At 43.1% G+C, this 15,696-nt stretch carries 14 protein-coding genes; all 14 read left to right on the top strand.

Annotation, left to right across the window (positions count from 1 at the left end; genetic code table 11):
• The first annotated feature begins 41 nt into the window (after positions 1–41).
• The 14 genes from asd (at position 42) to NYE22_RS13215 (ending at position 15,696) form a co-directional block, all read left to right on the top strand.
• Positions 42–1,082, top strand: coding sequence for an aspartate-semialdehyde dehydrogenase (asd, locus tag NYE22_RS13280; RefSeq protein WP_003244674.1), 1,041 nt, complete (start codon positions 42–44; stop codon positions 1,080–1,082).
• A gap of 91 nt (positions 1,083–1,173) precedes the next feature.
• The gene (gene dapG, locus NYE22_RS13275; RefSeq protein ID WP_015483233.1) at positions 1,174–2,388 is read left to right on the top strand and encodes an aspartate kinase; all 1,215 of its coding nucleotides are present in this window, start codon (positions 1,174–1,176) and stop codon (positions 2,386–2,388) included.
• Between the two features lie 30 nt (positions 2,389–2,418).
• Entirely contained in the window at positions 2,419–3,291 is an 873-nt protein-coding gene (gene dapA / locus NYE22_RS13270; protein WP_014476832.1) for a 4-hydroxy-tetrahydrodipicolinate synthase, read from the top strand.
• 177 nt (positions 3,292–3,468) lie between these two features.
• On the top strand, positions 3,469–5,136 hold the full coding sequence (gene rnjB / locus NYE22_RS13265; RefSeq protein ID WP_003231875.1) for a ribonuclease J2: 1,668 nt from the start codon (positions 3,469–3,471) through the stop codon (positions 5,134–5,136).
• A gap of 115 nt (positions 5,137–5,251) precedes the next feature.
• Positions 5,252–5,989 carry a translocation-enhancing protein TepA gene (gene tepA / locus NYE22_RS13260; RefSeq protein ID WP_003245712.1) on the top strand — a complete coding sequence of 246 codons (738 nt, stop codon included), beginning with the start codon at positions 5,252–5,254 and terminating at the stop codon, positions 5,987–5,989.
• The gene (tepJ, locus tag NYE22_RS13255; protein ID WP_003231871.1) at positions 5,986–6,198 is read left to right on the top strand and encodes a TepA modulator TepJ; all 213 of its coding nucleotides are present in this window, start codon (positions 5,986–5,988) and stop codon (positions 6,196–6,198) included. Before tepA ends, tepJ begins: the two co-directional genes overlap by 4 nt.
• Positions 6,199–6,328: 130 nt before the next feature.
• Positions 6,329–8,692, top strand: coding sequence for a DNA translocase SpoIIIE (spoIIIE, locus tag NYE22_RS13250; protein ID WP_041850823.1), 2,364 nt, complete (start codon positions 6,329–6,331; stop codon positions 8,690–8,692).
• 143 nt (positions 8,693–8,835) lie between these two features.
• The gene (locus NYE22_RS13245) at positions 8,836–9,561 is read left to right on the top strand and encodes a GntR family transcriptional regulator (RefSeq protein WP_003245732.1); all 726 of its coding nucleotides are present in this window, start codon (positions 8,836–8,838) and stop codon (positions 9,559–9,561) included.
• A 138-nt stretch (positions 9,562–9,699) separates the two neighbouring features.
• Positions 9,700–10,911 (top strand): bacillibactin exporter BcbE, encoded by a 1,212-nt coding sequence (gene bcbE / locus NYE22_RS13240; protein WP_031600514.1) that lies wholly within the window; start codon positions 9,700–9,702, stop codon positions 10,909–10,911.
• 179 nt (positions 10,912–11,090) lie between these two features.
• On the top strand, positions 11,091–12,371 hold the full coding sequence (locus NYE22_RS13235; protein WP_342411909.1) for a pitrilysin family protein: 1,281 nt from the start codon (positions 11,091–11,093) through the stop codon (positions 12,369–12,371).
• Positions 12,368–13,654 carry a pitrilysin family protein gene (locus NYE22_RS13230; RefSeq protein ID WP_070548981.1) on the top strand — a complete coding sequence of 429 codons (1,287 nt, stop codon included), beginning with the start codon at positions 12,368–12,370 and terminating at the stop codon, positions 13,652–13,654. Before NYE22_RS13235 ends, NYE22_RS13230 begins: the two co-directional genes overlap by 4 nt.
• 54 nt (positions 13,655–13,708) lie before the next feature.
• Positions 13,709–14,437, top strand: a complete 729-nt coding sequence (efpI, locus tag NYE22_RS13225) for an EF-P-5 aminopentanone reductase (protein WP_038828260.1) — start codon at positions 13,709–13,711, stop codon at positions 14,435–14,437.
• Between the two features lie 80 nt (positions 14,438–14,517).
• Entirely contained in the window at positions 14,518–14,775 is a 258-nt protein-coding gene (locus tag NYE22_RS13220) for a DUF3243 domain-containing protein (RefSeq protein ID WP_003245199.1), read from the top strand.
• A gap of 129 nt (positions 14,776–14,904) precedes the next feature.
• Positions 14,905–15,696, top strand: a complete 792-nt coding sequence (locus NYE22_RS13215; protein WP_003220998.1) for a YmfK family protein — start codon at positions 14,905–14,907, stop codon at positions 15,694–15,696.

The raw sequence follows: 15,696 nt of genomic DNA, 5'->3' as shown, positions 1-15,696 counted from the left end.
AATCAATTCAATGAAGCTGATTGGCGGAAGGAGTTTTACAGATGGGAAGAGGTTTACACGTAGCTGTTGTCGGAGCGACAGGGGCTGTGGGACAACAAATGCTTAAAACACTTGAAGACAGAAACTTTGAAATGGACACACTTACATTGCTATCTTCAAAACGCTCTGCGGGGACAAAAGTCACGTTTAAAGGCCAAGAGCTGACTGTTCAGGAAGCTTCTCCTGAGAGCTTTGAAGGGGTAAATATTGCTTTGTTCAGCGCCGGCGGAAGCGTATCACAAGCATTGGCACCAGAAGCTGTAAAACGCGGCGCTATTGTTATAGATAATACGAGCGCGTTCCGCATGGATGAAAATACACCGCTTGTTGTGCCAGAAGTGAATGAGGCAGATTTGCATGAACACAACGGCATTATTGCCAATCCAAACTGCTCTACAATCCAAATGGTTGCGGCACTTGAACCGATCCGCAAAGCATATGGCTTAAACAAGGTCATCGTATCAACTTACCAGGCAGTATCAGGAGCGGGTAATGAAGCTGTAAAAGAGCTTTACAGCCAAACACAGGCGATTTTAAATAAAGAAGAAATAGAGCCTGAGATCATGCCTGTAAAAGGTGACAAAAAACACTATCAAATCGCCTTCAACGCGATTCCGCAAATCGATAAATTCCAAGATAACGGCTATACGTTTGAGGAAATGAAAATGATAAATGAAACGAAAAAAATCATGCACATGCCTGACCTTCAAGTAGCGGCTACATGTGTGAGACTGCCAATCCAAACTGGGCACTCAGAGTCCGTCTATATCGAAATAGACCGTGATGACGCTACCGTTGAAGATATTAAAAATCTATTGAAAGAAGCTCCGGGCGTGACACTTCAGGATGATCCAAGCCAGCAGCTTTATCCGATGCCTGCTGATGCTGTCGGCAAAAACGATGTGTTTGTGGGCCGCATCCGCAAAGACTTGGACAGAGCAAACGGTTTTCATTTATGGGTTGTTTCTGATAACCTATTAAAAGGCGCGGCATGGAACTCTGTTCAAATTGCAGAAAGCCTGAAAAAACTAAACCTCGTATAAAAGAGAGAATTTTTTAAAGACGAATAGAAGAGAGTAAGGCGCTATCAGCCTGCTCTCTTCTGTTACGTCCGAATAATTTGGAGTGAAAACAGTGAAGATAATTGTTCAAAAGTTCGGCGGAACATCAGTAAAAGATGATAAAGGCCGCAAACTGGCTTTAGGGCATATTAAAGAAGCAATCAGTGAAGGATATAAGGTTGTCGTTGTCGTTTCAGCGATGGGCCGAAAAGGAGACCCGTATGCAACAGATTCTTTGCTCGGGCTGCTTTACGGCGATCAGTCAGCGATTTCTCCTAGGGAACAGGATTTGCTTTTATCTTGCGGAGAGACTATTTCCTCTGTCGTCTTTACAAGCATGCTGCTTGATAACGGTGTGAAAGCAGCTGCGCTGACAGGGGCTCAGGCTGGCTTTTTAACGAATGATCAGCATACCAATGCGAAAATCATTGAAATGAAACCGGAGCGTTTATTCAGTGTGCTCGCCAATCATGATGCGGTAGTCGTCGCAGGCTTCCAGGGCGCAACTGAAAAGGGTGATACAACTACAATCGGCAGAGGGGGCAGCGATACGTCTGCAGCCGCACTCGGAGCAGCTGTTGATGCGGAATACATCGATATTTTCACCGATGTAGAAGGCGTGATGACTGCTGACCCAAGAGTGGTGGAAAATGCAAAACCGCTTCCTGTTGTGACGTATACAGAAATCTGCAACCTGGCGTATCAGGGGGCCAAGGTCATTCATCCGCGTGCTGTGGAAATCGCAATGCAGGCCAAGGTTCCGATCCGCGTCCGTTCGACTTATTCGAATGATAAAGGTACATTGGTGACATCACATCACTCTTCCAAGGTCGGCAGTGATGTTTTTGAAAGGCTGATTACGGGAATCGCCCATGTCAAAGATGTCACGCAGTTCAAAGTGCCTGCGAAAATCGGCCAGTATAACGTTCAGACTGAAGTGTTCAAGGCTATGGCAAACGCTGGAATCAGTGTCGATTTCTTTAACATTACACCTAGTGAAATCGTCTATACGGTAGCCGGAAATAAAACAGAAACAGCTCAGCGTATTTTAATGGATATGGGCTATGATCCAATGGTGACGAGAAACTGCGCGAAGGTATCGGCGGTCGGCGCGGGCATTATGGGTGTTCCCGGTGTTACGTCCAAAATTGTATCGGCTCTTTCAGAAAAAGAAATTCCGATCCTTCAGTCGGCTGACAGCCATACGACGATATGGGTGCTCGTCCATGAAGCGGATATGGTTCCTGCTGTAAACGCTTTGCATGAAGTGTTTGAACTTTCGAAGTAAATGTGATTGAATCATGATGAGGTGAATAAAATGAATTTCGGAAATGTGTCTACAGCGATGATTACACCCTTTGACAATAAAGGGAACGTAGACTTTCAAAAACTGTCTACACTGATTGATTACTTGTTGAAAAACGGAACGGATTCTTTAGTAGTAGCGGGAACAACTGGAGAATCTCCGACCCTTTCAACTGAAGAAAAAATTGCGCTTTTTGAATATACGGTAAAAGAAGTAAACGGACGGGTGCCCGTTATCGCTGGTACTGGAAGCAACAACACGAAAGATTCCATTAAGCTGACAAAAAAAGCTGAGGAAGCGGGCGTGGACGCTGTTATGCTTGTTACCCCGTATTACAATAAACCTTCTCAAGAAGGAATGTACCAGCATTTTAAAGCAATTGCGGCAGAGACATCTCTTCCGGTTATGCTCTATAATGTTCCTGGCCGTACGGTTGCTTCTCTTGCTCCTGAAACGACGATCCGTTTGGCGGCGGACATTCCGAATGTGGTTGCGATTAAAGAAGCAAGCGGAGACCTCGAAGCGATTACAAAAATTATTGCTGAAACACCGGAAGACTTCTATGTCTATTCAGGGGATGACGCTCTGACGCTTCCTATTCTTTCAGTTGGAGGAAGAGGAGTTGTATCAGTGGCGAGCCATATTGCAGGCTCTGATATGCAGCAAATGATCAAAAATTATACGAATGGGCAAACAGCTAATGCGGCACTGATCCATCAGAAACTGCTGCCGATTATGAAGGAACTGTTTAAAGCGCCTAATCCTGCTCCAGTCAAAACAGCGCTTCAGCTGAGAGGTCTTGATGTCGGTTCTGTGCGTCTGCCTCTAGTCCCGTTAACTGAGGATGAACGTCTGAGCTTAAGCAGCACGATCAGCGAACTGTAAGAAAATTTCATACAGTGAAACAAACGCGGTCATTCTCACATTCAGCTGAGTTTGACCGTTTCTTTTACATATTGGTTTTCCCTAAACCTTCTGCTTTATCTTGTTTTCTAAATTTACTTTCAGTTATAATAGGAACAAGTGATGATGGACGGGTATGAGACTAGGAGGATATAGATTTTGAAAAAGAAAAATACAGAAAACGTTAGAATTATCGCCCTTGGCGGTGTCGGAGAGATTGGGAAGAACCTTTATGTCATTGAAATTGACTCAGACATATTTGTCGTTGATGCCGGCCTTATGCATCCAGAAAACGAAATGCTCGGTATTGATGTAGTGATTCCTGACATATCATATTTGATTGAACGGGCTGACCGCGTCAAGGCAATCTTTTTAACGCACGGGCACGATGAAAATATCGGCGGCGTTTTTTACTTATTAAACAAGCTGTCCGTTCCAGTGTACGGAACAAAACTGACGCTTGCACTGTTAAGAGAGAAATTAAAACAATACGGACATAACCGAAAAACTGATTTAAGAGAAATTCACTCAAAATCTGTCATTACATTTGAATCAACAAAAGTATCGTTCTTTAGAACGATTCACAGCATTCCTGATTCTGTAGGTGTGAGCTTTAAAACATCACTTGGATCTATTGTATGCACGGGAGACTTCAAATTTGACCAAACACCTGCACTTAATCAGACGTGCGACATTGGCGAGATCGCCAAGATCGGCAATAGCGGCGTGCTCGCTCTGCTTTCTGACAGTGCAAATGCGGAACGGCCGGGTTACACCCCTTCGGAAGCGGCTGTCAGCGGAGAAATTTCGGATGCGCTGTATAATTCACAGAACCGGGTGATTATTGCTGTTTTCGCATCCAATATTAACCGGATTCAGCAAGTCATTCATGCAGCGGCTCAAAATGGCAGAAAGATTGCCGTAGCCGGAAAAAATCTTCAATCTGTCCTGCAGCTGGCGAGAAAGTTAGGATACATTGAAGCAGATGATGAATTGTTTATTTCTGTACAGGATGTCAAAAAATATCCGAAGCGCGAAGTGGCCATTATTACAGCCGGAAGCCAAGGTGAACCATTAGCTGCTTTGACAAGAATGGCAAACAAAGCTCACAAACAGCTGAACATTGAAGAAGGGGATACGGTGGTCATTGCGTCAACTCCGATTCCCGGGCAGGAACTCATTTACTCTAAAACAGTAGATCTTCTTGCGAGAGCCGGTGCACAAGTCATCTTTGCCCAAAAGCGTGTTCATGTATCAGGCCACGGCTCACAAGAAGAGTTAAAGCTGATGATCAACCTGCTTAAACCAAAATATTTGATTCCTGTAAACGGCGAATACAGAATGCAAAAAGCTCATTCAAAAATCGCTGAAGAAACCGGCATGAAGCGCAGTGACATCTTCTTAATTGAAAAAGGAGACGTCGTTGAATTCCGCGGCCAAAACGTAAAAATTGGGGATAAAGTTCCTTACGGCAATATTTTAATTGATGGTTTAGGTGTCGGTGATATCGGCAATATCGTATTGAGAGACCGCCGCTTGCTTTCACAGGACGGAATTTTAATCGTTGTCATTACACTTGATAAACAAAAGAAACATCTTGTATCAGGACCAGAAATTATCACTCGCGGCTTTGTTTATGTAAGAGAGTCTGAAGGTCTAATCGTACAGGCTACTGAGCTCGTCCGGTCCATCGTGACAGAAGCGACTGAAACATCAAATGTCGAATGGTCAACGCTGAAGCAGGCAATGCGGGATGCTTTGAACCAATTCCTTTATGAAAAAACGAAACGTAAACCGATGATCATCCCAATTATTATGGAAGTATAATGACTGACTAAAGACCGGAGCTGCTCCGGTCTTTATTTTTTGTCCTTCAAGCCGGGATTGAATGAAGTATCTTTGTTCATAATACAAAGAGAAACTCGGAAAGGATGAAAGCGAGATGGATCATCGTATGGAAAACACAGAAGAAGAGCGTCCTGAAAAAAATGATGCGAAGGACAGCATTATGAATAAAATACAGCAGCTTGGTGAAACGACGCTTCCGCAGCTGCCCCAAGATACAAATATTCATTGTCTGACCATTATCGGACAAATTGAAGGCCATGTTCAGCTTCCTCCGCAAAACAAAACAACAAAATATGAACATGTCATCCCGCAGATTGTGGCAATTGAACAAAATCCCAAAATTGAAGGCTTGCTGATCATATTAAATACTGTCGGAGGAGATGTTGAAGCTGGTCTTGCAATAGCGGAAATGCTTGCATCTTTATCGAAACCGACCGTTTCTATCGTGCTTGGCGGGGGGCATTCCATCGGCGTTCCGATTGCTGTATCCTGTGATTACAGCTATATCGCCGAAACAGCAACGATGACGATTCATCCAGTTAGGCTCACCGGGCTGGTCATCGGGGTGCCGCAAACGTTTGAATACCTGGATAAGATGCAAGAAAGAGTTGTTAAATTTGTGACAAGCCATTCCAATATAACCGAAGAGAAATTTAAAGAGCTAATGTTTTCAAAAGGAAACTTAACACGCGATATCGGAACAAATGTAGTCGGTAAGGATGCAGTTAAATACGGATTGATCGATCACGCAGGCGGTGTCGGACAGGCAATCAATAAACTGAATGAGCTCATCGACGAAGCAAGGAAAGAAGAAGGACGGATGATTCAATGATTCTTTATACCGTGATGCCGCAGGAAATTGTGTTTGCAGAACAGAACCAAGAGACAAGCGCACATGAGCAAATTGAATATAAAGGTGTACCGCTTCTAGTCGAAATGAAAGGGAATGAAGCGGAAGTCATTCAAATCATGAGCACCAATCCAATGCATTTTCTGCATCCGGACATTTCACCCGGACAAAAGCTGAAATTAAACGTATAAGAATCCAACCCTTTTTTAAGGGCAAAATATGCTATAATAGGGGAATCCTACAGAAAAAACGCAGCCTGTAAACGGCTGCTTTCTTCATTATGTATGAACTTACATTTTTTAACGCAGTAAGGTGATGAGTGTGGCAAAGAAAAAACGAAAATCAAGAAAAAAACAGGCGAAACAGCTAAATATAAAATACGAGCTCAACGGATTGCTGTGTATAGCCATTTCAATTATCGCAATCTTGCAGCTGGGGGTAGTCGGGCAAACGTTTATCTATTTGTTCCGCTTTTTTGCTGGAGAGTGGTTTATTTTATGCTTGTTAGGTTTATTGGTGTTAGGAGTCTCACTGTTTTGGAAGAAAAAAACCCCAAGCCTTTTAACGAGACGAAAGGCCGGGTTGTACTGTATCATCGCAAGCATATTGCTGCTTTCTCACGTGCAGCTATTTAAAAATTTGACGCACAAAGGGTCTATTGAGTCTGCAAGCGTGGTGCGCAATACGTGGGAATTGTTTTTAATGGACATGAATGGCAGCTCTGCTTCACCTGATTTAGGCGGAGGGATGATCGGTGCGCTGCTGTTTGCGGCTTCACACTTTTTGTTTGCGTCGACTGGTTCTCAGATCATGGCGATTGTCATGATTTTGATCGGAATGATTTTAGTAACAGGACGCTCGCTACAAGAAACGCTAAAAAAGTGGATGAGCCCGATTGGACGTTTTATAAAAGAACAATGGTTAGCATTTATTGATGATATGAAATCCTTCAAATCAAATATGCAGTCATCGAAAAAAACGAAAGCGCCGAGCAAAAAACAAAAACCGGCCCGCAAAAAACAGCAAATGGAACCGGAGCCTCCTAATGAAGAGGGGGATTATGAAACAGTATCGCCTCTTATTCATTCAGAGCCGATTATCTCAAGCTTTTCTGATCGTAATGAAGAGGAAGAGTCTCCAGTTATAGAAAAGCGCGCCGAACCTGTGTCGAAGCCGCTTCAGGACATCCAACCGGAGACAGGTGATCAGGAAACTGTTTCTGCTCCTCCTATGACCTTTACAGAGCTCGAAAATAAGGATTACGAGATGCCGTCACTGGATTTGCTGGCAGATCCGAAGCATACCGGCCAGCAGGCTGATAAAAAGAATATTTATGAAAATGCCAGAAAGCTTGAACGCACATTCCAAAGCTTTGGCGTAAAGGCGAAAGTCACACAGGTTCATCTCGGACCGGCCGTAACAAAATATGAAGTATATCCTGATGTCGGAGTGAAGGTTAGCAAAATTGTCAATTTAAGCGATGATTTAGCGCTTGCGCTTGCTGCGAAGGATATCAGGATCGAAGCGCCTATACCAGGCAAATCAGCAATCGGAATTGAAGTTCCAAACGCAGAAGTGGCAATGGTTTCGCTGAAGGAAGTGCTGGAGTCTAAATTGAATGACAGACCGGATGCGAAGCTGTTAATTGGACTCGGCCGCAATATTTCAGGTGAAGCTGTATTGGCTGAGTTAAACAAGATGCCCCACCTTTTGGTCGCAGGCGCAACCGGTAGCGGGAAAAGTGTCTGTGTCAACGGCATTATTACAAGTATTTTAATGCGCGCGAAACCGCATGAAGTGAAAATGATGATGATCGATCCTAAAATGGTAGAGCTAAATGTCTACAACGGGATTCCGCATTTGCTTGCTCCGGTTGTAACCGATCCGAAAAAAGCGTCGCAGGCTTTGAAAAAGGTTGTCAATGAAATGGAGCGACGGTACGAATTATTTTCTCATACGGGTACACGAAATATTGAAGGATACAATGATTATATAAAACGCGCCAACAATGAAGAAGGAGCGAAACAGCCAGAGCTGCCCTATATTGTTGTCATTGTGGACGAGCTTGCCGATCTCATGATGGTCGCTTCATCTGATGTGGAAGATTCGATTACGAGATTGTCCCAAATGGCGCGGGCTGCTGGCATCCATCTTATTATTGCGACACAGCGGCCATCGGTGGATGTTATCACAGGGGTGATCAAAGCGAACATTCCGTCACGAATCGCGTTCAGCGTATCTTCACAGACGGATTCAAGGACCATTCTTGACATGGGTGGCGCTGAGAAGCTTCTTGGCCGCGGCGATATGCTGTTTTTACCTGTAGGGGCTAATAAACCTGTCCGTGTGCAGGGAGCATTTTTGTCGGATGACGAAGTGGAGAAGGTCGTCGACCATGTGATTACGCAGCAGAAAGCGCAATATCAAGAAGAAATGATTCCTGAGGAGACAACGGAAACTCATTCCGAGGTTACTGATGAACTTTATGATGAAGCTGTTGAATTAATCGTCGGCATGCAGACGGCATCTGTTTCAATGCTGCAAAGAAGATTCAGAATCGGCTATACGAGAGCGGCGCGCCTGATTGACGCAATGGAAGAACGCGGTGTTGTCGGACCGTATGAAGGCAGCAAACCTAGGGAAGTATTATTATCAAAAGAGAAATATGATGAGCTCTCTTCTTAATGAAGGGAGTTCCGCTTTCTATAGTTGTCAATAATAACATTATGTAAACTGGTCACCTTTCTATTTATTTTTTCGACAAAACATGATATAGTTGTCCCAATTGTTCAATAATTTTTATCGAAAGTGGTTTACGGAGGGGAAACATGTCTACAAAAGCTGATAATCGGCACTTGTATTTGAAAGTAATTGAACGAATTAAAGAGGATATAAAAAATGGGATCTACACTGAGAAGGAAAAGCTGCCTTCTGAATTTGAGCTTTCCAAAAAGCTTGGTGTCAGCAGAGCAACGCTAAGAGAAGCCTTGCGGATACTGGAAGAAGAGCATGTGATTATCAGAAGGCATGGTGTAGGCACTTTTGTCCATTCTAAGCCGTTATTTCTTTCGGGCATTGAACAGCTGAACAGTGTAACCAAGATGATAGAACAGGCGAATATGACCCCTGGCACGATTTTTCTATCATCACAAGTGCTTATGCCGTCTGAAGATGATACGAAGAGATTTCATTTGGCAGAAGGGCAAGAACTTTTTTACCTTGAACGAGTCAGGACAGCTGACGGACAGCCGATTGTGTATTGTATAGACAAAATTCCGATGAATATTTTGCCGAATTCTTTTTCTCATCAGCAAGAATCTATGTTTGACCTGCTTGAGAAAAATTCAGGCTCCGTAATCAGCTATGCAGTAACTGATATAGAACCGATCGGTTATCACGATACCATTTCTCCAGTACTTGAATGCGATCCGGAAACAGCTCTTTTGCTGTTAAAACAAACCCATTACGATCAGCACGATAAACCGGTGCTTTATTCTTTAAATTATTTTAGAGCAGATAAATTCAGATTTCATGTTTTGCGTAAACGATTCTAAAAACGGACGCCTGTATGTGTCTGTTTTTTTATTTGCACTGATTCATGTTTCTTTGTACATACTTTCATTCCGGTTAACGCAATATATAAGGGATGACAAGAAAGTGAATGGGTGAAAATGTTGAGAGAGAAAAATGGAATGAAAAATATTATTGCATTGTCTTCCGTCCCGCTTGTGATGACACTCGGGAACTCCATGCTGATTCCTGTTCTTCCGATGATGGAGAAAAAGCTGTCTGTGACTTCATTTCAAGTGTCTTTAATCATTACTGTATATTCAGTAGTAGCAATTATTTGCATTCCGATTGCCGGATATTTGTCGGATCGTTTCGGGAGAAAAAAAATATTGCTTCCATGCCTCCTCATTGCAGGATTGGGGGGAGCGGTAGCTGCTTTTGCCTCGACCTATATGAAAAATCCTTATGCTATGATCTTGGCGGGGCGGGTTCTTCAAGGCATTGGTTCTGCAGGTGCCGCTCCGATCGTCATGCCGTTTATCGGCGACTTGTTTAAAGGAGACGATGAAAAGGTCAGCGCTGGTCTTGGCGATATTGAAACCGCCAACACGTCAGGGAAGGTACTGAGTCCCATACTTGGAGCCTTACTGGCTTCTTGGTATTGGTTTGTACCGTTTTGGTTTATTCCGTTTTTCTGTTTGATCAGCTTTTTGCTCGTATTGTTTTTGGTGGCCAAGCCTGAAGAAGATGAAGATGCGCCTGCTGTTTCTGAGTTTATTAAGAGTGTGAAGAAAATTTTTAAACAGGATGGTCGCTGGCTTTATACGGTCTTCATTATCGGGTGTGTCATTATGTTTTTGTTATTTGGCGTATTATTTTATTTATCAGATACGCTGGAGAACAAGTATGCCATTGACGGAGTAGCTAAAGGCGGATTACTGGCAATCCCACTTTTGTTTTTGTCAACCAGTTCTTTTATAGCTGGCAAAAAGATCGGTAAAGATAAAGGCCGAATGAAATTTTGCGTTGTTACAGGAATGATTCTGTTAACCCTTTCGTTTATTGCCTTGTGGTGGAACCACAGTTTTTATTTTTTATTTGTCTTTTTAAGCTTTGGCGGGATTGGGATTGGAATGGCTCTTCCTGCTTTAGATGCATTGATAACCGAAGGGATTGAAAGTGAACAATGCGGAACCATTTCCTCCTTCTACAATAGCATGCGCTTTATAGGAGTAGCTCTCGGTCCACCTGTTTTTGCTGCATTAATGTCTAATGCAAACTGGATTATTTTCATACTCTCGGCGTTTTGCAGCATCGTTTCTTTATTTTTAGTGCTCTTTACTGTAGATGCTAAAAAAAGTGAAGAAGAAGAAAAAAACTTAGGGACGGTCTAGCCAGCCGTCTTTTTTTGCGCTTTCTTGCACAGTTTACAACTGTACCTATACAGCATGCGGAGGTTATTGTTTCCTTATAAATCCTACAGTTGCTATAATTACATGAAAGAGTGTTTCTGCGAATGCTGAAAATTGGTCATAATACATACTAATTAAGAAATGAACGAAGGAGGTTCCATATGTCATATGTTAATGAACTCAAATCAAAGCACGGCGGTTTAACCGCACACATTGTAAAAACAGAAAAATTCAAAACCGTCTCGCTTATTTTTAAGATGCTTGCGCCGCTGACAAAGGATCAAGTCACCAAAAGAGCGCTGCTCCCGCATGTGCTTCTTCGCGGAACGAAAAGCCATCCGAAAACCGCAGAATTGCGTTCATACCTGGATGAGCTGTACGGCACGTCAGTATCCGCTGATCTTACGAAAAAAGGAGAGCGGCACGTCATTACGTTCATGCTTGAAATCCCAAATGAAAAATATTTAAAAGACCAAACGCCGCTACTTGAGAAAGGGCTCCAGCTTCTTGCAGAAATCGTCTTTTCACCTGCTTTGGAGGGAGACGCTTTTCAGTCACAATATGTGGCTCAAGAAAAACGGACGCTTAAGCAAAGAATCCAAGCCGTCTATGATGATAAAATGCGCTATTCGAATTTAAGGCTGATACAGGAAATGTGCAAAAATGAGCCTTACGCGCTTCATGTCAATGGTGAAATCGACGATGTCGATGACATTACGGCAGAGCAATTATACGAAACATACCAAAGCGCTATCCAAAAAGACCAGCTTGATTTATATGTAGTTGGCGATGTGGACAGTAACCAGGTACATTCGGCAATTGATAAGTATTTCAAAACAGAAGAGCGCACTCTTGGCACGATTGAAAACAATCACGCTGATGAAAAAGTTCAGCCAAAAGAAGTAATTGATGAAGAGGATGTCAAGCAAGGAAAACTGAATATCGGCTACCGCACCAGCATCACTTATACAGATCAGGATTATCCTGCTTTACAAGTGTTTAACGGATTGTTCGGCGGATTCTCTCATTCTAAACTTTTCATTAATGTTCGGGAAAAAGCCAGTCTTGCTTACTACGCGGCTTCGCGTATAGAAAGTTTTAAAGGCTTGTTAATGGTGATGTCTGGCATTGAAGTGAAAAATTATGAACAGGCGGTTTCGATTATTGCTGAGCAATTCCAGGCAATGAAAAATGGCGATTTCAGTGAGCAGGATATAGCACAGACAAAGGCCGTCATTCGAAATCAAGTGCTGGAAACGATTGATACAGCATACGGTTTATCTGAATTTTTATATCAGCAGGCTGCTGCTCAAGTCGAGATTCCTATCGAAGACTTTCTTGCCAATATTGAGAATGTCACAAAAGAGGATATCATTAAAGCCGGCGAAAAGATTCAGCTTGATACGACTTATTTCTTAAAAGGGACGGAGGGTGCATCTTGATCAAACCAATCGAATATGAACAGCTTCAGGAGACGCTGTATCATGAAAAAATGTCCAACGGCCTTGATGTTTACGTTTTGCCGAAAAAAGGATTCAACAAGACATATGCGGTCTTTACAACAAAGTACGGCTCGATAGATAACCGGTTTGTCCCTTTAGGTAAAAACGAGATGGTTCACGTGCCGGACGGGATTGCTCACTTTCTTGAGCACAAGCTGTTTGAGAAAGCGGACGGAGACGTTTTTCAAGATTTCAGCAAACAGGGGGCTTCTGCCAATGCGTTTACGTCATTTACAAGAACGGCTTACCTTTTCTCAAGCACATCAAATGTTGACCGCAATTTAGAGACGCTTATCGATTTCGTACAGGACCCATATTTTACTGAAAAAACGGTTGAAAAGGAAAAAGGGATTATCGGGCAGGAGATTAATATGTACGACGATAACCCTGATTGGAGGCTTTACTTCGGGGTCATTGAAAACATGTACAAAGAGCATCCTGTCAGAATTGACATAGCGGGAACAGTGGAAAGCATTTCACATATTACAAAAGACCTTCTTTATGAATGCTATGAAACGTTTTATCACCCGAGTAACATGCTCCTTTTCATTGTCGGACCTGTAGATCCTGAAGCGATTATTTCTCAGGTAAGAGAAAACCAGGGGAAAAAGCCGTATACTGATCAGCCGGAGATCAAACGGGAAGAAGTGAAAGAGCAAGAAGCGGTTTTCCGAAAAGAAAAAGAGATCAAAATGAACGTGCAGGGACCGAAATGCCTTGTTGGGCTGAAATCCAAAAATCCGTTTAAATTAGGCAAAGAGCTCTTAAAGCATGAACTTTCAATGAACTTATTGCTTGAAGCTCTTTTTGGCAAAAGCTCTGCCCAGTATGAATCACTTTATGAAAAAGGATATATTGACGAAACGTTTAGCTTTGATTTTACTGCTGAATATGGGTTTGGTTTTGCGGCGATCGGCGGAGATACGCCTGAGCCTGATCAGTTAGCTGAAGACATTTCAAGCATGCTTTTGCGCGCCGGTGAACTGATTACTGCTGAAAAGATTGAACTTGCCAGAAAGAAAAAGATCGGCACATTCTTAAAAGCGCTGAATTCCCCTGAATACATCGCCAATCAATTTACCCGTTATGCGTTCTTGGATATGAGCCTGTTTGACGTTGTAACGGTACTCGAGCAGATTACCCTCGAGGATGTCCAGAACGTAATACAAGAGGAAATTGCTGCAGACAGACTGACTGTCTGCAAGGTTGTTCCTAAATCATAAACAAAACATCCCTCCAGTGTGAGGGGTGTTTTTCTGCGGAAAGAAGGAAAGAGGATGAACAAAACAGCACTAATCACCGGAGCAAGCGGCGGCATTGGCAAAAGCATCAGCGAAACCCTTGCGGCTAAGGGATACAATCTGCTGCTGCATTACAATACAAATCAATACGCGGCAGCGGAGCTTGCTGAAAAACTAAGTCAGATGTTTGGCGTAAATGCGGAGATATTACAAGCTGATCTGTCCGCGCAAGATGGAGCAGATAAGCTGACAAGTTCAATTGTTCAGCCGATTGATGCGATTGTTTTAAACAGTGGAAGAAGCCATTTTGGGCTGATTACGGATGTAGATAACGCAACAGTCCAGGAAATGGTTCAGCTTCATGTGGCGAGTCCGTATATGCTGACGAGAAACCTTCTGCCAGGCATGATTCGGAATAAATCGGGAGCGATTGTGGCTGTCAGCTCGATTTGGGGAGAGACTGGAGCATCCTGTGAAGTACTGTACAGCATGGCAAAAGGAGCTCAGCATTCATTTGTAAAAGGATTGGCTAAGGAGCTGGCGCCAAGCGGAATCAGAGTAAACGCAGTAGCGCCAGGTGCAGTTGATACAAATATGATGAATCAATTCACCGCGGCTGAAAAAGAAGAGATCGCTGATGAGATTCCGATCGGCCGGCTGGCCCGGCCGCAAGAAATTGCTGATGCAACAGCTTTTCTCCTGTCTGAAAAAGCGTCATATATTACCGGCCAAATTCTGTCGGTGAATGGCGGCTGGCACTGCTGACACGAAAATATTCGGTGTATAGTTTCTTTTGTGAAGGACACAATAATCTTGTAACTTCACATGAAATGGAGGAAACAAGCATGTCAGTATTAGAAAACTGGGATAGCTGGAAAAACTTCCTTGGCGACCGTCTGAACTATGCGCAAGATAAAGGTATGAGCCAGGATACGATTACAGATCTTGCGACAGAAATCGGCAGCTACTTGGCTAATGAAGTGGAATCTAAGAACGAGCAGGAAAAAGTGCTGGCAGATCTTTGGAGTGTAGCATCAAAAGATGAACAGCACGCCATTGCCAATATGATGGTTAAGCTTGTTGAAAATAACAGCACTCACTAGGAAGAGAGGGGATTTTTCCTCTCTTTTTTATGTTTTCCTCATCACAGCAACATTCTTCTTTCTAATTAGAGAAAAATGCTTTATGATAAAGGAAGGTAAAATTTTGCCACAATGAAGGGGGTATATCATTTGGCAAAGCTCGAATGGTATTTTGAATATGAAATTCAAGTGAACCGCCCCGGACTGCTCGGGGATATTTCATCTCTTCTTGGGATGCTTTCTATCAACATCGTAACGATAAACGGCGTCGATCTTTCCAGAAGGGGAATGCTCCTCAGGTGCCGCCATATAGATCAAATTAAACGATTAGAATCAATCTTAAAAACGATGGAAACAATTAAAGTAACGAAGCTTAGAGAACCGAGGCTTCGCGACCGACTTGCCGTACGCCACGGCCGTTATATTCAACGGGATGCCGATGACAAGAAAACGTTCCGCTTTGAACGGGACGAGCTTGGCTTATTAGTCGATTTTATGGCCGAATTGTTCAAAAAAGAAGGCCATAAATTAATCGGAATCAGAGGTATGCCGCGTGTCGGGAAAACGGAATCGATTGTAGCCTCTAGTGTGTGTGCAAGCAAAAGGTGGCTGTTTGTGTCATCAACCTTGCTGAAGCAGACCATAAGAAGCCAGCTGATTGCCGATGAATACAGCACTGAAAATGTCTTTATCGTTGACGGAATTGTGTCAACACGAAGAGGATCGGAACGCCATCTCCAGCTGGTCCGAGAAATCATGCGGCTGCCTGCAACAAAAGTGGTGGAGCATCCGGACATATTCGTTCAAAATACAGAGTATACACTAGATGACTTTGATTATATTATTGAACTGAGAAATGACCCTGATGAGGTTATTACATATGAACATGCCGAGGAACCCCAAATGTTTGATCAATCCGGGTTTTCAAGCTTTGATTTTTAA

The sequence above is a fragment of the Bacillus sp. FSL K6-1560 genome (assembly GCF_038592935.1).
In the GTDB taxonomy this organism is placed as follows: Bacteria; Bacillota; Bacilli; order Bacillales; family Bacillaceae; genus Bacillus; species Bacillus subtilis.
Note: the sequence above shows the minus strand (reverse complement) of the source record. Positions and strands in the feature narration are given on the sequence as shown.

Bases quoted from the DNA above. Each gene is read 5' to 3' on its own strand.
- asd (WP_003244674.1), top strand. From the start codon at position 42: ATGGGAAGAGGTTTACACGTAGCTGTTGTCGGAGCGACAGGGGCTGTG.
- dapA (WP_014476832.1), top strand. From the start codon at position 2,419: ATGAATTTCGGAAATGTGTCTACAGCGATGATTACACCCTTTGACAAT.
- tepA (WP_003245712.1), top strand. From the start codon at position 5,252: ATGGATCATCGTATGGAAAACACAGAAGAAGAGCGTCCTGAAAAAAAT.
- tepJ (WP_003231871.1), top strand. From the start codon at position 5,986: ATGATTCTTTATACCGTGATGCCGCAGGAAATTGTGTTTGCAGAACAG.
- NYE22_RS13245 (WP_003245732.1), top strand. From the start codon at position 8,836: ATGTCTACAAAAGCTGATAATCGGCACTTGTATTTGAAAGTAATTGAA.
- bcbE (WP_031600514.1), top strand. From the start codon at position 9,700: ATGAAAAATATTATTGCATTGTCTTCCGTCCCGCTTGTGATGACACTC.
- NYE22_RS13235 (WP_342411909.1), top strand. From the start codon at position 11,091: ATGTCATATGTTAATGAACTCAAATCAAAGCACGGCGGTTTAACCGCA.
- efpI (WP_038828260.1), top strand. From the start codon at position 13,709: ATGAACAAAACAGCACTAATCACCGGAGCAAGCGGCGGCATTGGCAAA.
- NYE22_RS13220 (WP_003245199.1), top strand. From the start codon at position 14,518: ATGTCAGTATTAGAAAACTGGGATAGCTGGAAAAACTTCCTTGGCGAC.